Annotated in this window: 18 protein-coding genes and 1 pseudogene; 10 read left to right on the forward strand and 9 right to left on the reverse strand. The window is 71.1% G+C overall.

The genetic code is table 11. The annotated features are described in order from the left end of the window. Nucleotides 1-266: 266 nt before the first annotated feature. The 3 genes from ACWC91_RS39255 to thyX all read right to left on the reverse strand — a co-directional run bounded on the left by ACWC91_RS39255 (nt 267) and on the right by thyX (nt 3,965). A complete protein-coding gene (locus ACWC91_RS39255; protein WP_141357743.1) occupies nt 267-1,952 on the reverse strand; it encodes a ribonuclease J in 1,686 nt (561 codons plus the stop codon). Nucleotides 1,953-2,109: 157 nt separating this feature from the next. Further along, nucleotides 2,110-3,009 (reverse strand): 4-hydroxy-tetrahydrodipicolinate synthase, encoded by a 900-nt coding sequence (gene dapA / locus ACWC91_RS39260; protein WP_225080560.1) that lies wholly within the window; start codon nt 3,007-3,009, stop codon nt 2,110-2,112. A 215-nt stretch (nt 3,010-3,224) separates the two neighbouring features. Beyond that, nucleotides 3,225-3,965 (reverse strand): FAD-dependent thymidylate synthase, encoded by a 741-nt coding sequence (gene thyX, locus ACWC91_RS39265; RefSeq protein ID WP_225080559.1) that lies wholly within the window; start codon nt 3,963-3,965, stop codon nt 3,225-3,227. A gap of 202 nt (nt 3,966-4,167) precedes the next feature. Here thyX and ACWC91_RS39270 point away from each other — a divergent pair, with 202 nt between their 5' ends. Both ACWC91_RS39270 and ACWC91_RS39275 read left to right on the forward strand, forming a co-directional pair. Then, nucleotides 4,168-4,407, forward strand: coding sequence for a hypothetical protein (locus ACWC91_RS39270; RefSeq protein WP_100571778.1), 240 nt, complete (start codon nt 4,168-4,170; stop codon nt 4,405-4,407). Between the two features lie 133 nt (nt 4,408-4,540). Continuing rightward, the gene (locus ACWC91_RS39275; RefSeq protein ID WP_376505806.1) at nt 4,541-5,095 is read left to right on the forward strand and encodes a hypothetical protein; all 555 of its coding nucleotides are present in this window, start codon (nt 4,541-4,543) and stop codon (nt 5,093-5,095) included. Between the two features lie 79 nt (nt 5,096-5,174). Here ACWC91_RS39275 and ACWC91_RS39280 read toward each other — a convergent pair whose 3' ends face one another. From ACWC91_RS39280 to rpsO, 5 genes are all read right to left on the reverse strand, one after another. Continuing rightward, nucleotides 5,175-5,630 carry a tetratricopeptide repeat protein gene (locus ACWC91_RS39280; RefSeq protein ID WP_225080557.1) on the reverse strand — a complete coding sequence of 152 codons (456 nt, stop codon included), beginning with the start codon at nt 5,628-5,630 and terminating at the stop codon, nt 5,175-5,177. Between the two features lie 15 nt (nt 5,631-5,645). Then, nucleotides 5,646-6,398 (reverse strand): 4-hydroxy-tetrahydrodipicolinate reductase, encoded by a 753-nt coding sequence (dapB, locus tag ACWC91_RS39285; protein ID WP_225080556.1) that lies wholly within the window; start codon nt 6,396-6,398, stop codon nt 5,646-5,648. A gap of 36 nt (nt 6,399-6,434) precedes the next feature. Further along, nucleotides 6,435-7,814, reverse strand: a complete 1,380-nt coding sequence (locus ACWC91_RS39290) for a M16 family metallopeptidase (protein ID WP_450643087.1) — start codon at nt 7,812-7,814, stop codon at nt 6,435-6,437. After that, nucleotides 7,811-10,030: a polyribonucleotide nucleotidyltransferase gene (locus ACWC91_RS39295; RefSeq protein ID WP_225080562.1), complete on the reverse strand. Its 2,220-nt coding sequence runs from the start codon at nt 10,028-10,030 to the stop codon at nt 7,811-7,813. The genes ACWC91_RS39290 and ACWC91_RS39295 overlap by 4 nt, the downstream gene beginning before the upstream one ends. Before the next feature lie 354 nt (nt 10,031-10,384). Continuing rightward, entirely contained in the window at nt 10,385-10,672 is a 288-nt protein-coding gene (gene rpsO / locus ACWC91_RS39300) for a 30S ribosomal protein S15 (protein ID WP_225080554.1), read from the reverse strand. 281 nt (nt 10,673-10,953) lie between these two features. Here rpsO and ACWC91_RS39305 point away from each other — a divergent pair, with 281 nt between their 5' ends. The 8 genes and pseudogenes from ACWC91_RS39305 to ACWC91_RS39340 all read left to right on the forward strand — a co-directional run bounded on the left by ACWC91_RS39305 (nt 10,954) and on the right by ACWC91_RS39340 (nt 21,730). Continuing rightward, nucleotides 10,954-11,247 carry a DUF397 domain-containing protein gene (locus ACWC91_RS39305; RefSeq protein ID WP_141357761.1) on the forward strand — a complete coding sequence of 98 codons (294 nt, stop codon included), beginning with the start codon at nt 10,954-10,956 and terminating at the stop codon, nt 11,245-11,247. Between the two features lie 470 nt (nt 11,248-11,717). Beyond that, a pseudogene (locus tag ACWC91_RS39310) lies at nt 11,718-11,849 on the forward strand (SCO5717 family growth-regulating ATPase); the annotation flags it as partial. Nucleotides 11,850-12,401: 552 nt separating this feature from the next. Further along, complete coding sequence (locus tag ACWC91_RS39315; RefSeq protein ID WP_450643096.1) at nt 12,402-15,464, forward strand: AAA family ATPase; 3,063 nt, start codon at nt 12,402-12,404, stop codon at nt 15,462-15,464. 315 nt (nt 15,465-15,779) lie between these two features. Next, nucleotides 15,780-17,660 (forward strand): ABC transporter substrate-binding protein, encoded by a 1,881-nt coding sequence (locus ACWC91_RS39320; protein ID WP_225080552.1) that lies wholly within the window; start codon nt 15,780-15,782, stop codon nt 17,658-17,660. 14 nt (nt 17,661-17,674) lie between these two features. Then, the gene (locus ACWC91_RS39325) at nt 17,675-18,748 is read left to right on the forward strand and encodes an ABC transporter permease (protein ID WP_225080551.1); all 1,074 of its coding nucleotides are present in this window, start codon (nt 17,675-17,677) and stop codon (nt 18,746-18,748) included. Next, entirely contained in the window at nt 18,745-19,689 is a 945-nt protein-coding gene (locus ACWC91_RS39330; protein ID WP_225080550.1) for an ABC transporter permease, read from the forward strand. The genes ACWC91_RS39325 and ACWC91_RS39330 overlap by 4 nt, the downstream gene beginning before the upstream one ends. Next, complete coding sequence (locus tag ACWC91_RS39335; RefSeq protein ID WP_225080549.1) at nt 19,686-20,693, forward strand: ABC transporter ATP-binding protein; 1,008 nt, start codon at nt 19,686-19,688, stop codon at nt 20,691-20,693. Before ACWC91_RS39330 ends, ACWC91_RS39335 begins: the two co-directional genes overlap by 4 nt. Next, complete coding sequence (locus tag ACWC91_RS39340; RefSeq protein ID WP_281157130.1) at nt 20,690-21,730, forward strand: oligopeptide/dipeptide ABC transporter ATP-binding protein; 1,041 nt, start codon at nt 20,690-20,692, stop codon at nt 21,728-21,730. Before ACWC91_RS39335 ends, ACWC91_RS39340 begins: the two co-directional genes overlap by 4 nt. Before the next feature lie 76 nt (nt 21,731-21,806). Here ACWC91_RS39340 and ACWC91_RS39345 read toward each other — a convergent pair whose 3' ends face one another. Next, nucleotides 21,807-22,763, reverse strand: a complete 957-nt coding sequence (locus ACWC91_RS39345) for a bifunctional riboflavin kinase/FAD synthetase (protein WP_450643091.1) — start codon at nt 22,761-22,763, stop codon at nt 21,807-21,809. Between the last annotated feature and the right edge of the window lie 66 nt (nt 22,764-22,829).

Below are 22,829 nucleotides of genomic sequence, written 5' to 3' on the forward strand. Positions count from 1 at the left end.
GGTGTTTCCGACTCTATCAGATCTTTTTCCGATCCGATTTCCTCGGCGCTTTCCAGTTCTTCGCTCTCGCGTTTCCCTTTCCGGCGGCTCCGACTTTATCAGAGATTCTGAGTCGGATTTCCCGCCGCTCCGGGAGTGTCTTCCGAAGTGCATGAAGCCTTCGGGTTCCCGTCCTGGCGGAGCCGTAAACGTACTGGAGCGGGGCGCCCCGATGCAAATCGAGGTGCCCCGCCACCAGTTCGCGCGTCCCGGGGGACGTGCGGGGGTCAGACCTCCACGACGACCGGGAGGATCATCGGCCTGCGCCGATAGGAGTCCGAGACCCACTTGCCGAGGGTGCGGCGGATGAGCTGCTGGAGCTGGTGGGCGTCGGCGATGCCCTCCTGGGCGGACTTCTCCAGGACCTCCGCGATCTTCGGGATGACCGCGGCGAAGGCGGAGTCGTCGATGCCCGAGCCGCGGGCCTGGACGTGCGGGCCACCGGTGATCTTGCCGGTGGTGGAGTCGACCACCACGAAGACCGAGATGATGCCCTCGTCGCCCAGGATCTTGCGGTCCTTCAGCGCGGGCTCGCCCACGTCGCCGACCGAGAGGCCGTCGACGTACACGTAGCCGGCCTGGACCTTGCCGGAGATCTTGGCCTTGCCCTCGATCAGGTCGACGGTCACGCCGTCCTCGGCGATGACGATCCGGTCGTGCGGCACTCCTGTGAGAGCGCCCAGCTCGGCGTTGGCCCGCAGGTGGCGCCATTCGCCGTGGACCGGCATCAGGTTCCGCGGGCGGCAGATGTTGTAGAAGTACAGCAGCTCACCGGCCGAGGCGTGGCCCGAGACGTGGACCTTGGCGTTGCCCTTGTGCACGACGTTGGCGCCCCAGCGGGTCAGGCCGTTGATGACCCGGTACACCGCGTTCTCGTTGCCCGGGATCAGCGACGACGCCAGGATCACCGTGTCGCCCTGGACGATGCGGATCTGGTGGTCGCGGTTGGCCATGCGGGACAGGGCCGCCATGGGCTCGCCCTGGGAGCCGGTGCAGACGAGCACGACCTCGTGGTCGGGCAGGTCGTCCAGGGTCTTGACGTCGACCACCAGACCCGGCGGGACCTTCAGGTAGCCCAGGTCCCGGGCGATGCCCATGTTGCGGACCATGGACCGGCCGACGAAGGCGACCCGGCGGCCGTACTCGTGCGCGGCGTCCAGGATCTGCTGGATGCGGTGGACGTGGCTGGCGAAGCTCGCCACGATGATCCGCTTGCGGGCGCCGGCGAAGACCTGGCGCAGCACGTTGGAGATGTCCCGCTCGTGCGGGGTGAAGCCGGGAACCTCGGCGTTGGTGGAGTCGGTGAGGAGGAGGTCGATGCCTTCCTCGCTCAGCCGGGCGAACGCGTGGAGGTCGGTCAGGCGGTTGTCCAGCGGCAGCTGGTCCATCTTGAAGTCGCCGGTGTGCACGACCATGCCCGCGGGGGTGCGGATGGCGACCGCGAGGGCGTCCGGGATGGAGTGGTTGACCGCGATGAACTCGCAGTCGAAGGGACCGACGCGCTCGCGCTGTCCTTCCGCCACTTCGAGGGTGTACGGACGGATGCGGTGCTCCTGGAGCTTGGCCTCGATGAGGGCGAGGGTCAGCTTGGAGCCGATGAGGGGGATGTCCGGCTTCTCGCGCAGGAGGAACGGGACACCGCCGATGTGGTCCTCGTGACCGTGGGTGAGGACGATGCCCTCGATGTCGTCGAGACGGTCACGGATGGACGAGAAGTCCGGCAGGATCAAGTCGATTCCGGGCTGCTCCTCCTCGGGGAAGAGCACTCCGCAGTCGACGATCAGCAGGCGGCCGCCGTATTCGAAGACGGTCATGTTCCGGCCGATCTCGCCGAGGCCCCCGAGGGGTGTGACCCTCAGACCTCCGTCGGGGAGGCGCGGGGGCGAGCCCAGTTCAGGATGCGGATGACTCAAAAGACTCTCCTCACCACACGCGCCACGTACCGGTGGGCACGTGGCGCGCGTGACGTTCGTGCAGAAGCAGTTGTCATGGTGGGTTGCGGGCACCGGTGTGGCCCGCCTATTCAGTTGTCAGGCCTCGGGTGTTACGGGGTGGTGCGAAGTCTCGTTGTCAGAGCTGTACCCCGCCGGCGGCAAGATCGATCTTGAGCTGCTCGGTCTCCTCGGGCGTGAGCTCGACCATCGGGGGCCGCAGCGGGCCGCCGGGCAGGCCCTGGAGGGCGAGCGCGGCCTTGGTGGTCATGACGCCCTGGGTGCGGAACATGCCGGTGTACACCGGGAGCAGCTTCTGGTGGATCTCGGTGGCCTTCTGGACGTCGCCGGCGGTGAACGCCTCGACCAGGGCGCGCAGGTCCGGGGTGACGACGTGGCCGACGACCGAGACGAAGCCGACCGCGCCCACCGAGAGCAGGGGCAGGTTCAGCATGTCGTCGCCGGAGTACCAGGCGAGACCGGAGCGCGCGATGGCCCAGCTCGCCCGGCCGAGGTCGCCCTTGGCGTCCTTGTTGGCGACGATCCGCGGGTGCTCGGCGAGGCGGACGATCGTCTCGGTGTTGATCGGGACGCCGCTGCGGCCGGGGATGTCGTAGAGCATGACCGGCAGGCCGGTGGCGTCGGCGATGGCCTTGAAGTGGCGGTACAGGCCCTCCTGCGGGGGCTTGTTGTAGTACGGCGTGACGGTCAGCAGGCCGTGCGCGCCGGCCTGCTCGGCGGCGCGGGCCAGTTCGATGCTGTGGCGGGTGTCGTTGGTGCCGACGCCGGCCACGATGTGGGCGCGGTCGCCGACCGCGTCCAGGACCGCGCGTACCAGGTCCGTTTTCTCCGCATCGCTGGTGGTGGGGGACTCGCCGGTGGTGCCGTTGACGATCAGGCCGTCGTTGCCTGCGTCCACCAGGTGGGCGGCGAGCCGCTGCGCGCCGTCGAGGTCGAGTGCGCCGTCCGCCGTGAAGGGCGTGACCATGGCGGTGAGGACCCGCCCGAAGGGGGTCTGCGGAGTCGAGGTCGGAGCCATGGGTAACACGCTACTCGCTGCTCAATGTGGGGGCTGCCCTCGGGGGGCGGGCCGGCGGGTGGTGGCAAAAATGGAGCCCGGCACTGCCTGCTCGGGGGTTCAAGCAGTGCCGGGTCCGTTTGATCAGGCTAGATGAACTTCTCCAAGGGCCGCAATCCGGACACTTCGCGCGGCTGAACCGTACATCTGTACCGGAGCGGGCGGGCGGGCGCCGGCTACGGCGCGACCCGGCCGTTGGCGTTGAAGGCGGCGTAGGTCAGCGGCATGAGCCTGGCCCACTCGGCCTCCATCTTCTCGCCCACCATCTCGATCTCCCGCTGCGGGAAGGACGGCACCTTGGCCAGCTCGTGCTGGGTGCGCAGACCGAGGAAGTGCATCAGCGAGCGGGCGTTGCAGGTGGCGTACATCGACGAGAACAGGCCGACCGGCAGGACCGAGCGGGCCACCTCACGGGCGACACCGGCCGCGAGCATCTCCTGGTAGGCCTCGTAAGCCTCCCGGTAGGAGTCCGCCATGACCCGGCCGACGAGCTCCTGCTGGGCCTGGGTGCCCTCGACGAACCGGTACTTGCCCGGGCGTCCCTCCTGCACGAGCTTGCGGGACTCGTCGGGGACGTAGAAGACCGGCTCCAGCTCGCGGTAGCGCCCGCTCTCCTCGTTGTACGACCAGCCCACGCGGTGCCGCATGAACTCACGGAAGACGAAGATGGGGGCGCTGATGAAGAAGGTCATCGAGTTGTGCTCGAAGGGGCTGCCGTGCCGGTCGCGCATCAGGTAGTTGATCAGTCCCTTGGAGCGCTCGGGGTCCTTGTCCAGCTCGGCCAGGGACTGCTCTCCGATGGTCGAGACGCGGGCCGCGAACAGCACGTCGGCGTCGGACGCGGTGTGCTTGACCAGTTCGACGGTGATGTCACTGCGGAAGCTGGGCTTCGGGTCGTCGGCGGGGGTGGCGGTCACGGCTCGGAGGGTCCCTTCCTTGACGGCTGACGGGCGGCGACCACTCTACGGCCCGGCTCTGACATCGGGGCGTTCGGTGCCGGGGCACGACATCTTCGGTGAAGATCTGCGAATTCGGCGAAACCGGGCACCTTTTGGGACACTCGGTCGTCTGTATGGGTGAGACACCCCAGTTCGACCCCCGGAAGGAGTCGTACCCCCGATGCTCCGTCGGCGCGAACCCGTACCGTTCGCCTTCGTCGCCGAAGCCGACCGGTTCCGCAGCAACGTCGCTCCCCCGCCCCGCGAGCGCGCGTCCACCGGCCGAATAGCCGGGCGCTGCCTGCTGGGGCTGACCATCGTCGCCGCGCTCGTGGGCTCCGTGATCCTGGGGACGCCCGCGCTGACCATCAGCCACTCCCCCGCCGAGACGCAGCAGTCCCAGGTCTCCCCCGGACACTGAGCGGGTCCGGGCCCCGCACCGCCGCGCCGGCGGTGCGGAGATCGCCTCCACGGCCCCCACGGGTGGTGGGCACGGACCCAGGCGGATAGCCTCACCGGGCACAGCCCATGCATGGATTGAGTGAGGACCAGCCGTGCCCCTGTCCTTCCTGACGGCCGACCGCGCCTTCGACGCGGCGGACGACGTAGCGCTGCCGTTCGACGACCGCGAGCGCTGGCGACGCCCCTACCGGCCCGGGCCGTGGCGTGTGGGGGCGGCCGCCCTCCTGCTGCTGCTCGCCTCCTTCGTGCTGCTCGCGGGGGTCGTCACGGCGGTCACCGCCACGCTGTCCTCCGCCGGTTTCTGCTTCGTCGTCGCCCTGGTCGTGATCGCCGGCGCGCTGCGGCTGCTGCGCATGGGCGTCTGGGTCAGCGCACGCGGGCTGCGGCACGTGAGCCTCCTCGTCACCCGTACGACGCCGTGGGCGCAGGTCACCGGCGTACGGACGGTGCAGCAGCCGGTGCGCTGGCTGGGGCTGCCGCGCACGGTGCAGGGGCAGGCTCTGGTGCTCGGCCGCAGGGGCCGTGGGCAGCAGGAGTCGCCGTCGCTGATGACCACGCACAACGCCGACTTCCTGGGTCGTGTCGAGGCGTTCGACCGGGCGGCGGACGCGGTGGAGGCGTGGGCGGCGGAGAACGGGAAGCGCTGACCCCGGCCGACGGCATGCCAAAGGGGCCCGGTCCGCGCGCGGACCGGGCCCCTCCGCGTTCACGGCGGTGTTCCGGGTGTCAGGCGGCCTGCACCGGTTTGCCGTCGTGCAGGGCGATCGCCCGCTGCATCGCCTTGCGGGCGCGGGGGGTGTCGCGGGCGTCGTGGTAGGCGACGGCGAGACGGAACCAGGTGCGCCAGTCGTCGGGAGCCGCCTCCGTCTCGGCCTTGCGCCGGGCGAAGACCCGGTCGGCCGAGTCGCGGTCGACGCGCCCGCTGGGCGTGCGGCTCAGCTCGTCGACGGGCAGGCCCCCCTCGGCGTCGAGCTCGGCGGCGAGCTGGTTGGCCCGGCGGACGAACTGGGTGTTCTTCCACAGGAACCACAGGCCGATCACCGGCAGGATCAGCACGGCGATCCCGAAGGCGACGGTGACGGGTGTGCCGTACTGGATGAGCATGACGCCGCGGCTGCCGACCAGGACGAAGTAGAAGACCAGGACGGCGGCCGTGACGAGGTAGGTGATCTTCGCGCGCATGAGGGGCTTCGGGGCTCAGTTCAGGTCGAGGAAGTGCTCCAGGCCGACGGTCAGGCCCGGAGTGGTCACCACGCGGCGCGCGCCGAGCAGGATGCCCGGCATGAAGCTGCTGTGGTGGAGCGAGTCGTGGCGGATGGTGAGCGTCTCCCCCTCGGCGCCCAGCAGGACCTCCTGGTGGGCGAGCAGTCCGCGCAGGCGCACGGCGTGGACCGGCACACCGTCGACGCTGGCGCCGCGCGCCCCGTCCAGGGCGGTGACGGTGGCGTCCGGTGCCGGGGCCGAGCCCGCCTCGGCCCGGGCCTCGGCGATGAGCTGCGCGGTGCGGGTGGCGGTGCCGGAGGGGGCGTCGACCTTGTTCGGGTGGTGCAGTTCGATGACCTCGACCGACTCGAACCAGGGCGCGGCGATCTGCGCGAACTTCATGGTGAGCACGGCGCCGATGGAGAAGTTCGGGGCGATGAGCACACCCGTCTGCGGGGACTGGGCCAGCCAGCCCCGCAGCTGCGCGAGGCGCTCGTCGGTCCAGCCGGTGGTGCCGACGACGGCGTGGATGCCGTGCCGTACGCAGAAGTCGAGGTTGCCCATGACCGACCCGGGGGTGGTCAGTTCGACCGCCACCTGGGCGCCCGTCTCGGCGAGGGTCTCCAGCTTGTCGCCCCGGCCGAGGGCGGCGACCAGTTCCATGTCCTCGGCGGCCTCGACCGCCCGTACCGCCTCGGACCCGATCCGGCCCTTGGCACCGAGGACCGCCACGCGCAGCTTGCTCATCTCTTGCTTCCTTACCACCGACGGACGGACAGGGGGTTAGGCGACCGCGTCGTGCAGACGCGCGGCCTGCTTGTCCTTGAGCGGGCCGATGACCGACAGCGACGGGCGCTGTCCCAGGATCTCCCGGGCGACCGAGCGGACCTCGTCCGGGGTGACCGCCGCCATCCTGGCCAGCATGTCGTCGACGGAGATCTGCTCGCCCCAGCACAGTTCACTCTTGCCGATACGGTTCATCAGCGCACCCGTGTCCTCCAGGCCGAGGACCGTGGAGCCCTGGAGCTGGCCGATGGCGCGGCCGATCTCTTCGTCGGTCAGGCTGTTCTCGGCGACGTGGTCGAGTTCGTCCCGGCAGATCTTCAGCACGTCGTGCACCTGGCTCGGGCGGCAGCCGGCGTAGACGCCGAACAGTCCGCAGTCGGCGAAGCCGGAGGTGTAGGAGTACACGCTGTAGGCCAGGCCGCGCTTCTCCCGGACCTCCTGGAAGAGGCGGGAGGACATGCCGCCGCCGAGGGCGGTGTTCAGCACGCCCAGGGCCCAGCGCCGGTCGTCGGTGCGGGCGAGGCCGGGCATGCCGAGGACGACGTGCGCCTGCTCCGTCCTGCGGTTCTGGAGCTCGACCCGGCCGGCGGCGCGCAGGGTGCGTCGGCCGTCGCGCGGGGCGATGGGGGCGGCCTGGGCGTTCTTGAGGGCGCCGGCCTTCTCGAAGGCGGCGCGGACCTGGCGTACGACCTTGGCGTGGTCGATGTTGCCGGCGCACGCGACCACCAGGTGGGTGGGGTCGTAGTGCTTCTTGTAGAAGCGGCGGATGCGGTCGGCGGTGAGGGCGTTGACCGTGTCGACCGTGCCGAGGACGGGGCGGCCGAGGGGGTTGTCGCCGAACATGGTGTGCGCGAACAGGTCGTGCACGCAGTCGCCGGGGTCGTCCTCGGTCATGGCGATCTCTTCGAGGATCGCGCCGCGCTCGACGTCGACATCCTCCTCGAGGATCAGCGAGCCGGTGAGCATGTCGCAGACGACGTCGATGGCGAGGGGCAGGTCGGTGTCGAGCACGCGTGCGTAGTAGCACGTGTACTCCTTGGCCGTGAACGCGTTCATCTCGCCGCCGACGGCGTCGATCGCGGAGGAGATGTCCAGGGCGGACCGGCGGGACGTGCCCTTGAAGAGCAGGTGCTCCAGGTAGTGCGTGGCACCGCCCAGCGCGGGGGTCTCGTCGCGGGAGCCGACGTGCGCCCAGATGCCGAAGGTGGCCGAGCGCACGGAGGGCAGGGTCTCGGTGACGATGCGCAGGCCGCCCGGGAGGGTGGTCCTGCGGACGGTGCCGATGCCGTTCTGGCCCTTGATGAGGGTTTGGGTACGGGCGACGGCCCGCGCCTCCGAGGAGGTGCGGGCCGCCGCCTTGAAGCCACGGGACGTCACTTGTCGGCGTCGTCCTTCTTGTCGTTGCCGTCTTCCTCGCCCTCGATCACGGGGACCAGGGAGAGCTTGCCGCGGGAGTCGATCTCGGCGATCTCGACCTGGACCTTGTGGCCCACGCCGAGCACGTCCTCGACGTTCTCCACGCGCTTGCCGCCGGCCAGCTTGCGGATCTGCGAGATGTGCAGCAGACCGTCCTTGCCGGGGAGCAGGGAGACGAACGCGCCGAAGGTGGTCGTCTTCACGACCGTGCCCAGGTAGCGCTCGCCGACCTCGGGCATCGTCGGGTTGGCGATGCCGTTGATCGTGGCACGGGCGGCCTCGGCCGAGGGGCCGTCGGCCGCACCGATGTAGATCGTGCCGTCGTCCTCGATGGTGATCTCGGCGCCCGTGTCCTCCTGGATCTGGTTGATCATCTTGCCCTTGGGGCCGATGACCTCGCCGATCTTGTCGACCGGGATCTTCACGGTGATGATCCGCGGCGCGTTCGGGGACATCTCGTCCGGCCTGTCGATCGCTTCCATCATCACGTCGAGGATGTGGAGGCGGGCGTCACGGGCCTGCTTCAGGGCCGCGGCCAGCACGGAGGCCGGGATGCCGTCCAGCTTGGTGTCGAGCTGGAGGGCGGTGACGAACTCCTTCGTACCGGCGACCTTGAAGTCCATGTCGCCGAAGGCGTCCTCGGCACCGAGGATGTCGGTCAGCGTCACGTAGTGCGTCTCGCCGTCGATCTCCTGGGAGATCAGACCCATGGCGATACCGGCGACCGGGGCCTTCAGCGGCACACCGGCGTTCAGCAGCGACATGGTGGAGGCGCAGACCGAGCCCATCGAGGTCGAACCGTTGGACCCGAGGGCCTCGGAGACCTGACGGATCGCGTAGGGGAACTCCTCGCGTGCGGGCAGCACCGGCACGAGCGCGCGCTCGGCGAGGGCGCCGTGGCCGATCTCGCGGCGCTTGGGGGAGCCGACGCGGCCGGTCTCACCGGTGGAGTACGGCGGGAAGTTGTAGTTGTGCATGTAGCGCTTGCGGGTCACCGGGGAGAGGGTGTCCAGCTGCTGCTCCATGCGGAGCATGTTCAGGGTGGTGACGCCCAGGATCTGGGTCTCGCCACGCTCGAACAGCGCGGAGCCGTGCACCCGCGGGAGGGCCTCGACCTCGGCGGCCAGCGTGCGGATGTCGGTGACACCGCGGCCGTCGATGCGCTTCTTCTCCTTGATGACGCGCTCACGGACCAGGGTCTTGGTCAGCGAGCGGTACGCGGCGGAGATCTCCTTCTCGCGGCCCTCGAACTCGGGCAGCAGCTTCTCGGCGGCCAGCCCCTTGACGCGGTCCAGCTCCGTCTCGCGCTCCTGCTTGCCGGCGATGGTGAGCGCCTGGGAGAGCTCGGGACGGACGGCGGCGGTGAGCGCCTCCAGGACGTCGTCCTGGTAGTCGAGGAAGATCGGGAACTCGCCGGTCGGCTTGGCGGCCTTGGCGGCGAGGTCCGACTGGGCGCGGCAGAGCACCTTGATGAAGGGCTTCGCGGCTTCCAGACCGGCGGCGACGACCTCCTCGGTGGGGGCCTCGGCACCGCCCTCGACCAGCTTGATGGTCTTCTCGGTGGCCTCGGCCTCGACCATCATGATCGCGACGTCGCCGTCCTCCAGGACGCGACCGGCGACCACCATGTCGAAGACGGCGTCCTCGAGCTCGGTGTGCGTCGGGAAGGCGACCCACTGACCGCGGATCAGCGCGACGCGGACGCCGCCGATCGGGCCGGAGAAGGGCAGGCCGGCCAGCTGCGTGGACGCGGACGCGGCGTTGATCGCCACGACGTCGTACAGGTGGTCGGGGTTGAGCGCCATGACGGTGCAGACGACCTGGATCTCGTTGCGCAGGCCCTTCCTGAAGGACGGGCGCAGCGGGCGGTCGATCAGGCGGCAGGTGAGGATCGCGTCCTCGCTCGGCCGGCCCTCACGGCGGAAGAAGCTGCCGGGGATCTTGCCGGCGGCGTACATCCGCTCCTCGACGTCCACCGTGAGCGGGAAGAAGTCGAGCTGGTCCTTGGGCTGCTTGGATGCGGTGGTGGCCGACAGCACCATGGTGTCGTCGTCCAGGTACGCGACGGCGGAGCCGGCGGCCTGCTTGGCCAGGCGGCCCGTCTCGAAGCGGATGGTACGGGTGCCGAAGGGGCCGTTGTCGATCACGGCTTCGGCGTAGTGGGTCTCGTTCTCCACTAGCGTTTTCTCCTCGTCGTCGTCCTCCCGCCCGTGTGGCGGGTGGACGGTGGCGGAGAGGCGCTCCGTCTGGTGCGGGCCGGTCTTCGATCGAAGCACCCGGGGTTCGTTCTCCCGGGGGCCACTACCGAGGACCGGCGGCGGCGAGGCGCGCTCCTCCTCGTTCGTCGGGCGCGATGACGTGCCGTGCCCTCTTCGGGCAGGCCGTATCACGCCGTGTCATGGGTACTGCGTACTGCGTCGTGCTACCACACTACAAAGGGGCACCGACACTCCGCACGTTCCCGTACGTTCCCTTACGTACGGCAAAGGGAGCGGTCCCCTGTCTCCCGGGAACCGCTCCCTCACGACGTCTTACTTGGCGCCCGCCGCACCACGGCGGATGCCGAGGCGGTCGACCAGCGCGCGGAAGCGCGTGATGTCCTTCTTGGCGAGGTACTGCAGCAGGCGACGGCGCTGACCGACCAGGATCAGCAGACCGCGGCGGGAGTGGTGGTCGTGCTTGTGGGTCTTGAGGTGCTCGGTCAGGTCGGAGATCCGACGGGACAGCAGAGCGACCTGGACCTCGGGGGAGCCGGTGTCACCCTCCTTGGTACCGAACTCGGTGATGATCTGCTTCTTCGTGGCGGCGTCGAGCGACACTCGTACTCCTCGTGCTCCGTGAGTGGCCTCCGAGTGCCCCCGGTCTTCGTCTCGGGGGACCTTCCGTAACTCGGGAGGCGGGGATCCGCTGGGCGCGGCCTCCAGGACCCGCAGGACTTCCTGCGAGGGCTCCGGGGGTGCGTACACAAACGGCCGTCACACAGGGTACCAGGCCACGGCGGCCCGATTTCCCCCGGTTCTCCGATCCCGCCGAGGCGGGCCGGCGGGCCACTAGGGTGAGCCCGGCACCGTTGGGCGCGTCTGGAAGGGGTCGCTGCGACATGGCGGAGACGGAAGCGGAGATCAAGGCCCGCAAGGAGCGCGAGCGCGACGAACTGTACGCGCTCGACATCTCCGGCGTGCAGTGGCACTGCGCGCCGGGCACGGAGGAGCACGAGGAGCGCGTCGAGATCGCCTACCTGCCCGCGGGCGCCGTCGCCATGCGCTCCTCGCTCGACCCGGACACGGTGCTGCGCTACACGGAGGCGGAGTGGCGGGCGTTCGTGCTGGGCGCACGGGACGGTGAGTTCGACCTGGAGCCGGCTCCGCACAACGGGGGTCTCGCGTCCGAGTGAGGGGCGCGCGGATTCGAAGGGGGGCGGCACGTGCGCGTGCCACCCCCCTTTTTTTTTGTCAACCGTCCCGTCAGATGTGCGCGGTTGACCGGCCGGGCCTTCAATGACGCCGCCGGACAGAGTGGTTCGTGAGCCTTGGCGCCTCGGGTTCAGTGTTCACCTTCTGTTGTTCACCTTCTGTACGGCTCGGCCACGGATCTGTCCGGTTTACCGGCGAATACCTTGCTGCGTACGGTGATTTCGGGCCGGTTGTCGTCAAGTGGGCGGGCGTCGCGAGACGGACGGGCCTGCCATGGTGAGTCTCCTGGTGATTAGGCTGGTACATGGGGGCGCGATGTCAGAACCCGTGGACCGGACATCGTCGTCACGGGGGGAAGTCGGTGGATCGGACGACCTCGAACGACCAAGGACGACGAGAAATGGTCGCCCCCGCACGGCATTGAGGGTGCTCGACCACACCAGGAGGAACTGTGAGCAGCGATCGGGACGGGATCCGCGGGGGCTGGGCCACGCCCGGCGACGACCAGCCCGACGCGGCGTCCGCCATCGAGACGACGGGCGAGTTCACGATCGACTACGCACCACCCGCCTGGTACACGCAGAACGCGTCGAGCGATTCGGGGTCCGGGGCGGAATCCGGGGCGGGGCAGGGGGGCAACGCGGCCGGTGCGGCCGGGGGGCCTTCCACTGGTGCGCCGGGCTCGCCGGGCTCGCCGGGTGGTCCCGCGCGACCCGCTGTTCCTAGCGGTCCGGTTCCCGGACTGACTCCGCCGCCGCACGCCACGGCGGCGCCCGGCGCTCCCTTCACACCTCCTCCGCCTCCTCCGGCACCGGGAGCGCCCTTCACTCCTCCTCCGCCGCCCGCGCCTGGAACGCCCTTCACTCCGCCCCCTCCGGCGCCGGGTGCCCCCTTCACTCCTCCTCCGCCGCCCGCGGGGAGCCCGATCGCCGTGCCGAAGCTGCCGACGGGAAGCGGGTTCGAGCCGCAGCGGGCGACGAGTTCGTCGGAGGCGGATCCGGCGGGTGCCGGGTCCCCGACGGCGGTGCCGGACATTCCGGTGGGCGGGTTCCCGTCGCCGGGGGCACAGGCGGCGCGGCCGCAGGCGGACCGGAGTGCGGGTGCCGGGGCCGGTGACCTCGAGAGCGGTGCCACCATGCGGATCTCCGCCGTCGCCGTGCGGCGGGAGGTGGCGGAGGCGGCCGCCGGGGCACAGCCGGAGTCGGCCGACGAGCAGGGTGAGGTGCCCGGCGTCGAGGACCGGGAGGACGAGCCGGCCGCGGTGGCGGACACGGAGTCCGAGGCAGAGGCCGAGGCCGACGCCGGGACCACGGCTCAGGGGGCCGACAAGGCGGAGGACGACGAGGCGGACGAGCCCGGGGAGACCGGACTGGCCGAGCTTCGGGACGGCTCCGACGCAGCGGAGGGTGCGGCCGAGGAGGTCGACTCGGGCGACGTGGACACGGCCGGGGCCCCGGCCGCGGCCCCGGCGGACTCCGACGCCGAGGTGTCCGGTGACTCCGGGTCCGGCGACGTGGAGGCCGAGAAGGACCAGGTCGCGGAGACGGACGAGACGGAGGAGCCGGAGGAGGCGGAGGCGGGTACCGCGGGTGTCTCCGATGTCTCGGCGTCCGACGCCGAGGCGACGGACGGCGTGCCCGAGGAATCCGCTGCCGCGGTCTCCCAGCCCGTCACCACCGAACCCCGGGACGCCGCTCCCGAAGACTCCGCGCCCGCCGCGGAACCGCAGGACGCCGCCCCGCAGGACGCGGCCCCTCAGGACGAGGTTCCTCAGGACCAGGTTCCGGACGAGTCCGCACCGCAGGACGTGGTTCCGCAGGACGCCGTTGCTCAGACCCCGGCGTCCCAATCCCAGGACATGGCGTCGCAGGAAGTGGCCCCGGCCGCGGCAGCCGAGGCCTCGCAGGGCGCGCCCGCCGCCTGGGCTCCGCCGCCGGTCCCGCAGGGTCCGGTGCCTCCCCTGCCTCCGTCGTACCAGCCCGCGGCGCCCGCGCCGGCGGCCCAGTGGCCCAGCGAGCCGCACTCGGCGGCTCCGCAGGGGCAGCCGCACCCGCCGGCCCAGCAACCGCCCTTCCAGCCGCAGGCACCTCAGCCGGCCCCCGCCGCCTGGAACCCGCCTGCCGCGCCGACACCGCCGCCCCCGGCGTCCCCTCCAGCGGCCCCGCAGCAGGGCTACGGCTTCCCGCAGCCCGGTGCGCAGCAACCACCCGCCCAGCAGCCGGCGACCGCTCCCGCCGCACCCCCCGCCAACCCTCAAGCCGGATACGGCTTCCCCCAACCCGGCACCCCCGGCGCCCCCGGTGGTCAGCAACCGCCCGCCCACCAGCCCCCGGCCGGACCTCCTACGCCCCCGGCCAACCCCCAGCCCGGATACGGCTTCCCCCACCCCGGCACCCCCGGCGCTCCCGGTGGTCAGCAACCGCCGACCAGTCCCACCACACCCCCCGCCAACCCCCAAGCCGGATACGGCTTCCCCCAACCCGGCACCCCCGGCGCCCCGGGTGCGCAGCAACCGCCCGCCCACCAGCCCCCGGCCGGACCTCCTACGCCCCCGGCCAACCCCCAGCCCGGATACGGCTTCCCCCAACCCGGCACCCCCGGCGCGCAGCCCTCGGCGGCGGTCCAGCCGCCGGTTCCGGGCTCGGCGGGCGCACAGCAGCAGCCGGACGGCTACGGGTTCCCGCAGGCCCAGGCCGCCCCTCCCGGCGTCCCCTACCCGCCCGCGCAGCCCGTCGGCTACGGCTTCCCGCAGCAGCCCGCGCAGCCCGACGGTGCTCAGCCCCAGCCGCCGGCTCCCCCGCAGCAGCCCGTCGACCCCCGTCTCGGGGCCAGTTGGCCGCAGCCGATACAGCACGACCAGCGGCAGCCGACCAACCCCGGTGCGGCGCCTCTCGGTTACACCGCGGCCGTGGAGCTGTCCTCCGACCGGCTGCTCAACAACAAGAAGCAGAAGGCCCGCAGCACACGGCCTGCCGGTCCCGGGCCGCGGTTCCGGATCGGCGGGAAGAAGGAGGAGGCCGAGCGGCAGCGGAAGCTGGACCTGATCCGTACGCCCGTGCTGTCCTGCTACCGCATCGCGGTGATCAGCCTCAAGGGCGGCGTGGGCAAGACGACCACCACCACCGCGCTCGGCTCCACGCTCGCCACCGAACGCCAGGACAAGATCCTCGCCATCGACGCCAACCCGGACGCCGGCACGCTCGGCCGCCGGGTGCGCCGGGAGACCGGGGCCACCATCCGTGACCTCGTCCAGGCGATCCCGTACATCAACTCCTACATGGACATCCGGCGGTTCACGTCCCAGGCGCCCTCCGGCCTGGAGATCATCGCCAACGACGTCGACCCGGCCGTGTCGACGACGTTCAACGACGAGGACTACCGCCGCGCGATCGACGTGCTCGGCAAGCAGTACCCGATCATCCTCACCGACTCGGGTACGGGTCTGCTCTACAGCGCCATGCGCGGTGTGCTCGACCTCGCCGACCAGCTCATCATCATCTCCACGCCGTCCGTGGACGGTGCCAGCAGTGCCAGTACGACGCTGGACTGGCTCTCGGCGCACGGGTACGCCGACCTCGTCGCACGTTCCCTCACGGTGATCTCCGGGGTGCGCGAGACCGGCAAGATGATCAAGGTGGACGACATCGTCGCGCACTTCCAGACCCGTTGCCGCGGTGTCGTCGTGGTGCCCTTCGACGAGCATCTGTCCGCCGGCGCCGAGGTCGACCTCGACATGATGCGGCCGAAGGTGCGGGAGGCGTACTTCAACCTGGCGGCGATGGTCGCGGAGGACTTCGTCCGGCACCAGCAGGCGCACGGGCTGTGGACCTCCGACGGCAACCCGCCGCCGGTCGCGGCCCCGCCGATGCCGGGACAGCCGGTTCCGGGACAGCCGGTTCCGGGACAACCCCATCCGGGCCAGCCCTACCCAGGGCAGCCGGCGCCCGGCCAGGCGTACCCCGGGCAGCCGGTTCCGGGCCAGCCCGCCCCCGGCCATCCCGGCCAGGCCCAGGCGTACCCCGGGCAGCCCGCCCCCGGCCAGCCGGCTCCGGGACAGTTCGCTCCCCAGCAGCAGCCCGGCCGGCCCGGCCCTGGTCAGCCGTACCCCGGCCACCCCGCACAGCCCTACCCCCAAGCCCCTCACCACCCCCAGCACCCCCAGGGGCAGACCCCGCCCCCTCCCCCGCCCCACCAGTAGCTCCATCGCACCCTCCGGGCCCGCGCCGTTCCCCACGGCGCGGGCCTTCGCGTGTTCGCAGTCAGAACCGGTCGGATTCCGCCGCCACGCCCTCACCAGGGAGGCTTCAATGGTCTCCACCAATGGGAGCAAGATCGCGTTCAAGTCGTTATTTCCGCAGGCCACGTGGGGTTTGACATACCGTTGACGCGCGCAGACTGCCGCTGATAGACACTCACTTCATTCCGCCGGCGTCACCAGATCAAGCCCGTTCAAGCCCGCCCGGCAGAAGACGCAAACCGTCTTCTGCGTGCGACGACGCGAGGTCACCGAGCCATGAAGACACATGATCAGCACGGCAGAGGACGTACCGGCCCCCGCCTGAAGGGCATACGGCTCCTGGCCGCGGGCATCGCCGCCCTCGTCCTCACGGCCGGGCTCGCGACCCCCCTCGCTCCGGCCGCGCCGCAGGCCCACGCCGCGGAGAGCGCGCAGGGCAAGAAGGGCAAGAAGGTCCTCACGGTCGCCGTCGCGCAGAGCGTCGACTCGCTCAGCCCCTTCCTCGCGGGACGGCTGCTCAGCACGAGCGTCCACCGGCTGATGTACGAGTACCTGACCAACTACGACCCCAAGGACGCCCACGTCGTCCCGGCCCTGGCCACCAAGTGGGAGTCGTCGCCGGACAAGCTGACCTGGACGTACACGATCCGCTCCGACTCCAAGTGGTCGGACGGACAGCAGGCCACCGCCGAGGACGCGGCGTGGACGCTCAACAAGATGATGACCGACGAGGGCGCTGCCACCGCCAACGGCAACTTCGTCACCAACTTCGCCGAGGTCACCGCGCCCAGCCCCACCCAGCTGGTGATCCGGCTGAAGGAACCGCAGGCCACGATGACCGCGCTCGACGTGCCGATCGTGCCCAAACACGTCTGGGAGAAGGTCACCGACTTCTCCAAGTTCAACAACGACAAGAGCTTCCCGATCGTCGGGAACGGGCCGTTCGTCCTGACCGACTACAAGCCCGACAGCTATGTGCGGCTGGAGGCCAACAAGAACTTCTGGCGAGGCGCGCCGAAGTTCGACGAGCTGGTCTTCCGGTACTACAAGGACCAGGACGCCGCCGTCGCCGCGCTGCGCAAGGGCGAGGTCTCCTTCGTGGCCGGCTCACCGGCCCTGACACCCGCCCAGGCCGCCTCGCTCAAGGGCGATAAGGACATCCACGTCAACGAGGGCCCCGGCCGCCGCTTCTACGCCCTCGCCACCAACCCGGGCGCCCAGGCCAGGAACGGCAAGAAGTTCGGTGACGGCGACCCGTCCCTGCTGGACGAGCGGGTGCGGCACGCGCTGTTCATGGCGGTGGACCGGCAGACCATCGTGGACAAGGTCTTCCAGGGCCACGCGGCGGAGGGCCAGGGCTACATCCCGCCGCGGTACGAGTCGTACTTCTGGAAGCCGTCGGCGGACCAGGAGCTGGCGTACGACCCGGCGAAGGCCGCCCAGCTTCTCGACGAGGCGGGCTACAAGCAGAACGCGGACGGCAAGCGCGTCGGCAAGGACGGCAAGCCGCTGAACTACCGAGTGCTCTGCCACGCCACCGACCCCAACGACAAGGCGGTCGGCAAGTACCTCCAGGAGTGGTGGGGCAAGCTCGGCATCGGGGTCGAGCTCAGCTGCCTGGACAACGTGACCGACCCGTGGCTCGCGGGCAAGTACGACCTCGCCTTCGACGGCTGGTCGGTCAACCCGGACCCCGACTACGTGCTCTCCATCCACACCTGCGCCGCGCTCCCGGCGACCCCGAAGGACACCGGCGCCACCGACAACTTCATCTGCGACAAGAAGTACGACGAGCTGTACGCCCAGCAGTTGGCCGAGTACGACCCCGCCAAGCGGGCGGACCTGGTCAAGCAGATGGAGTCGCGGCTGTACGACCTCGGGTACATGAACGTCATGGCCTATCCGAACGCCGTCGAGGCCTACCGCACGGACCAGATCGAGTCGATCACCACCATGCCGGCCAAGGCGGGCAACATCTACGGCCAGGACGGCTACTGGAGCTGGTGGTCGGCCGTTCCGGCGAACTCCGACGATTCCTCGGGCGGTTCCACGTCGACGGGCGTCATCATCGCGATCGTCGCCGGCGTAGTCGTCCTCGGCGGCCTCGCGGCGCTCTTCGCGGTGCGCCGCCGGGCAACGGCAGAAGACCGCGAATAGGCAGTGAGCGCACAATGACCGCTGAAGCGACACCCGCGCTGGTCGAAGGGCCCGCCGCCGATCCGGGGAAGTCCGGACCGGCGGCGGGCCGCGGCCCCCGGGCGCGGACCGGTACCGCCTATCTGCGGTACGCGGCGGGCAAGCTGGCCGGTGCGGCCGTGTCACTGCTCGCCGTCCTCGTCACCAGTTTCTTCCTCTTCCGGCTGATCCCGGGCGACCCGGTGAAGTTCATGACCGCCGGCCGGCCCGTCTCCTCGCAGCAGCTCGCCGCCTACCGGCGGGAGTTCGGGCTCGACCTGCCGATGTGGCGGCAGTTCACCGACTACTGCGGCAAGGCGCTGACCGGCGACCTGGGAACCTCGTACCAGTTCCGCACGCCGGTCATCGACAAGATCACCGAGGCGCTGCCCAACACCCTGCTGCTGACCGGTACGGCCTTCGTGCTCTACACCGCCCTCGGGATCCTCCTCGGCACCCGTTCCGCCTGGCGGCACGGCGGGCTCGGCGACCGCCTCAACACGGGGCTGGCGCTGACGCTCTACTCGATTCCCGCGTTCTGGCTGGGGCTGCTGCTCATCATCGTGCTCTCGGTCGGCGTGGGCCCCGTCCCGGGCCTGTTCCCGACCGGGGGCATGGAGTCGGGCGGCAAGGAGGGCTTCGCGTACGCCGTCGACGTCGCCCACCACCTCGTGCTGCCGGTGCTGACGCTGGTCGCGGTCGAGTACGGGCAGACGTTGCTGGTCACGCGGTCGGCCCTGCTGGACGAGATGGGCAGCGACTATCTGACGACCGCCCGCGCCAAGGGGCTTCGCGACGACCTCGTACGACGGCGGCACGCCGTGCCGAACGCGCTGCTGCCGACCGTGACGCTGATCTTCGTCAATCTGGGTCGGACGGTCGCGGGAGTGATCCTCGTCGAGACCGTGTTCTCCTGGCCGGGTCTGGGCGGGCTGTTCTACCAGGCGCTGAGCGTGCCCGATCTGCCGCTGGTGCAGGGGCTGTTCTTCGTCTTCGCCGCGGCGGTGATCGTGATGAACACCCTTGCCGACGTCCTGTATCCGCTGCTCGACCCGAGGGTGGGCCGATGACCGCCGACACCGCCACGACCGCCGGCCCGGACCAGGCGCCCGGTTCCGGCCCCGGCCCCCGCGCCCTCGCCCGGCAGCGTCGCCGGGCCTCGGTCGTCCGCTTCTGGCGGCAGTACCGGACGCACCGGACGGGCCTGGTGGGCCTCACCGCCCTCGTGCTGTGCGCGCTGATCGCGCTGACCGCGCCGCTGACCGTCGGGGCGGACGTGCAGAGCGTGACCGACGCGCCCGGCAGGCCGCTGGAGAGTCCGAGCGCCCACTTCCCGCTGGGCACCGACCAGTTCGGGAGGAACCTGCTGGGCTTGCTGATCTGGGGCTCGCGCGTCTCGCTCCTGGTCGGACTGCTCGCCGCCGTGCTGTCGGTGGCCATCGGGGCGGTCATCGGCATCACCGCCGGGCACTTCCGCGGCTGGTACGCCACCGTGATGATGCGGATCACCGACTGGTTCCTGGTGATGCCGACGCTGGTGCTCGCCATCGCGCTGGCCACCGTGATGTCCCGCTCGCTCGGCACGATCATCCTGGCGATCGGCGTCACCACCTGGCCGACCACCGCCCGTCTGGTACGGGCGCAGACGCTGGCGGTGGAGTCACGGCCGTACATCGAACGGGCCAAGGCGCTCGGCGGCGGCCACTGGCACGTGATGTCCCGGCATGTGCTGCCCAACGTCATGCCGCTGGTGCTCGCCCAGACCACCCTGACCATCTCCTCGGCGATCCTGGCGGAGGCGACGCTCGCCTTCCTCGGGCTCGGCGACCCGACGGTCGTCTCCTGGGGCGGACTGCTCCAGGACGCGCGCGAGGCCGGCGCGGTCAGCTCCGGCGACTGGTGGTACCTGGTGCCGCCGGGCATCGCCATCGCGGTCGTCGCGCTGGCGTTCACCCTGTGCGGGCGGGCCGTCGAGGCCGTTCTCAACCCCAGGCTGGGGGTGTCCCGTTGAACCTGCTCGAAGTGCGCGGCCTGGAAGTGACGTATCCGTCGGGGGCGGCCGCGGTGCGCGGGGTGGACCTCGCGCTCGCGTCCGGCGAGAAGCTCGGCATCGCGGGCGAGTCCGGCTGCGGCAAGTCCACGCTGGCGCTGGCGCTGCTGCGGCTGCTGCCGGCCGGGACCCGGCTCGGCGGCGAGATCCTGCTCGACGGCGAGGACGTGCTGGCCATGAAGTGGGGCCGGGTGCGGGCGGTGCGCTGGGCGGGGGCGTCGATCGTCTTCCAGGGCGCGATGCACTCGCTCAACGCCGTGCACCGCGTCGGCGACCAGATCGCCGAGCCGATCCTGCTGCACCGCAGGGCGACGCCGGCCGGCGCGCGGAAGAAGACCGGTGAACTGCTGGAGCAGGTGGGGCTGCCGGCCGCGCGGGCCGGCGCCTACCCGCACGAGTTGTCCGGCGGCCAGCGACAGCGTGTGATGATCGCGATGGCGCTGGCCTGCGACCCGCGGCTGGTCATCGCCGACGAGCCCACCACCGCGCTCGACGTGATGATCCAGGCGCAGATCCTGCGCCTGATCGAACGGCTCGTGAGCGAGCAGGACCTGGGCCTGCTCATGATCAGCCACGACCTCGCCGTGCTGGCCGACACCTGCGACCGGCTGGCGGTCATGTACGCGGGCCGCGTGGTGGAGGAGGGCCCGGCCCGGCAGGTCTACGAGGACGCCAGGCATCCCTACGGCAGGGCCCTGTCGGAGGCGTTCCCCCGCATCGGCGACCCGGCGTCCCGCTTCGCTCCCCGCGGTCTGGCGGGCGATCCCCCGGACCCGTCCGCCGTCCCCTCCGGCTGCGCCTTCCACCCCCGCTGCCCGGTCGCCCTCGACCTGTGCGGCGCCCGGGACCAGTTCCTGAGGGATGCGGGCCCGCGCCGGCGGGCGGCCTGCGTCCACGTGGACGCGGGGGCGGGGACGCCGGAAGCGGAAACGACGGAGGACGACGTGAGGAGCAGCACGCCATGACCACATCCTCGCTGCTGAGCGTCGAGGGGCTGCGGGTCGTGTTCCCGGGCCGGCAGGGCGGGTCCGCGGCCCGGGCCGTGGACGGGGTCGACCTCGACATCCGGCGCGGCGAGATCGTGGCGCTGGTCGGCGAGTCGGGCTGCGGCAAGACGACGCTGGCCCGTTCCCTGCTCGGTCTGGTGCCGCCGACCGCGGGCCGCGTCACGTTCGACGGTGCCCCGCTCGACTACTCCTCCCGCGCGCTGAAGGCGTACCGCAAGCGGGCCCAACTGGTGCTCCAGGACCCGAGCGGCTCGCTCAACCCGCGGCACACGGTGTACGACGCCGTGGCCGAGGGGCTGCGCGTCCACGGGTACCGCGGGGACGAACGGGCGGCGGTGGCCGGGGCCCTGGCGCGGGCGGGGCTGCGGCCGCCCGAACGCTTCTTCCTGCGCTACCCGCACGAGTTGTCCGGGGGGCAGCGCCAGCGCGTGGTCATCGCGGGCGCCCTGGTGCTGGAGCCCGAACTCGTGGTCGCCGACGAGCCGGTGGCCTCCCTGGACGCCTCGGTGCGCGGCGAGATCCTCGCCCTGCTGCTGCGACTGCGCGCCGAACTCGGCCTGTCCGCACTGGTGGTGACGCACGACCTGGGGCTGGCCTGGAACATCGCCGACCGGGTCGCGGTGATGTACCTCGGCCGGATCGTGGAGACCGGCGAGGTGGAGCAGGTCCTGAGCGCTCCCCGGCACCCGTACACCCAGGCCCTGCTGTCCGTACTGCCCGAGGCGCCCGGAGATCCGGTCGTCCTGGCGGGCGAGCCCCCGGACCCGTCCCGGATCCCCTCCGGCTGCCGCTTCCACGTCCGCTGCCAGATCCTGGCGAGCGGCGAGGCCGAGCGGGCGGGCGTCGCGCACGCGTGCCGCGGCCGGGACCTGGAGATCCTGGGCGGGGGCGGGGAGGCACAGGTGGCGTGCCACTGGGCGCGTGCCTCGGCCGGGGACGGGGCCGAGGAAGAGGAAGGAGCCCACGAAGAGGCAGGGGCACAGACGGAGGCGTAGGCCGGTCGCCGGTCGCCGGTCGCCGGTCGCCGGTCGCCGGTCGCGGCTACCGGCGGCTGAGCGGCCTGCGTTCCCGCTACGCCGTCTTGGCGTCCGCCGTGACGATCCGCCGGCACTTCTCGACGTCCTCGGCCATCGTCTCCAGGAATGCCTCCAGCGAGTCGAACTTCGCCTGGCCGCGGACGAAGTCCAGGAAGTCGACGCCGACGTGCAGGCCGTACAGGTCGAGGCCCACCCGGTCGATGGCGTACGCCTCCACGGTGCGCTCGGTGCCGTCGAACTGCGGGTTCGTGCCCACGGAGATCGCGGCGGGCATGACCTCGCCCTGGGCGTGCAGATAACCGGCGTAGACGCCGTCGGCGGGGATCGCGGTGTGCGGGAGGGTCTCGACGTTGGCCGTGGGGAAGCCGAGCTCACGGCCGAGCTGGGCGCCGCGGACCACGACGCCCTCGACCCGGTGGGGGCGGCCCAGGATCTCCCGGGCGCCCTGGACGTCGCCCTCGGCGACCAGGCGGCGGGTCAGGGTCGAGGAGAACGGCTCGCCGCCGCCCGCCTCCCCGGTGACGTACAGGTCGACGACCTCGACCTCGAAGTCGTAGGTCTTGCCCTGCTCGGCCAGGAACTCGACGTTGCCGGCCGCCTTGTGCCCGAAGCGGAAGTTCGGGCCCTCGACGACCGCTTTGGCGTGCAGCTTGTCGACCAGCACCTTGACGACGAAGTCGGCCGGTGACAGCTTCGAGAACTCGGCGGTGAAGGGCAGGACGAGGACCGCGTCCACGCCCAGTCCGGCCATCAGCTCGGCACGGCGGTGGTGCGGGGCGAGCAGCGGCGGGTGGCTGCCGGGACGGACGACCTCGCTGGGGTGCGGGTCGAAGGTGACGACGACGGCCGGGACGCCCAGTTGGCGGGCGCGGTCCACGGCGTGCTCGATGATCAGCTGGTGTCCGCGGTGGACTCCGTCGTAGGAGCCGATGGTGACGACGCTGCGCCCCCAGTCCTGGGGGATGTCCTCCAAGCCACGCCAGCGCTGCACTGTGACCGCTCCTCGTCGAACCCGTGTCCGTGTTGCCTCGGGTTGTCCTAGTTGTTCTTGCTGTCT

The organism is Streptomyces sp. NPDC001204 (assembly GCF_053598035.1).

Coding starts and splice junctions, on each gene's coding strand:
- dapA (WP_225080560.1), bottom strand. CDS start 3,009: ATGGCTCCGACCTCGACTCCGCAGACCCCCTTCGGGCGGGTCCTCACC.
- ACWC91_RS39270 (WP_100571778.1), top strand. CDS start 4,168: ATGCTCCGTCGGCGCGAACCCGTACCGTTCGCCTTCGTCGCCGAAGCC.
- ACWC91_RS39280 (WP_225080557.1), bottom strand. CDS start 5,630: ATGCGCGCGAAGATCACCTACCTCGTCACGGCCGCCGTCCTGGTCTTC.
- dapB (WP_225080556.1), bottom strand. CDS start 6,398: ATGAGCAAGCTGCGCGTGGCGGTCCTCGGTGCCAAGGGCCGGATCGGG.
- ACWC91_RS39305 (WP_141357761.1), top strand. CDS start 10,954: ATGGCGGAGACGGAAGCGGAGATCAAGGCCCGCAAGGAGCGCGAGCGC.
- ACWC91_RS39315 (WP_450643096.1), top strand. CDS start 12,402: ATGCGGATCTCCGCCGTCGCCGTGCGGCGGGAGGTGGCGGAGGCGGCC.
- ACWC91_RS39320 (WP_225080552.1), top strand. CDS start 15,780: ATGAAGACACATGATCAGCACGGCAGAGGACGTACCGGCCCCCGCCTG.
- ACWC91_RS39325 (WP_225080551.1), top strand. CDS start 17,675: ATGACCGCTGAAGCGACACCCGCGCTGGTCGAAGGGCCCGCCGCCGAT.
- ACWC91_RS39330 (WP_225080550.1), top strand. CDS start 18,745: ATGACCGCCGACACCGCCACGACCGCCGGCCCGGACCAGGCGCCCGGT.
- ACWC91_RS39340 (WP_281157130.1), top strand. CDS start 20,690: ATGACCACATCCTCGCTGCTGAGCGTCGAGGGGCTGCGGGTCGTGTTC.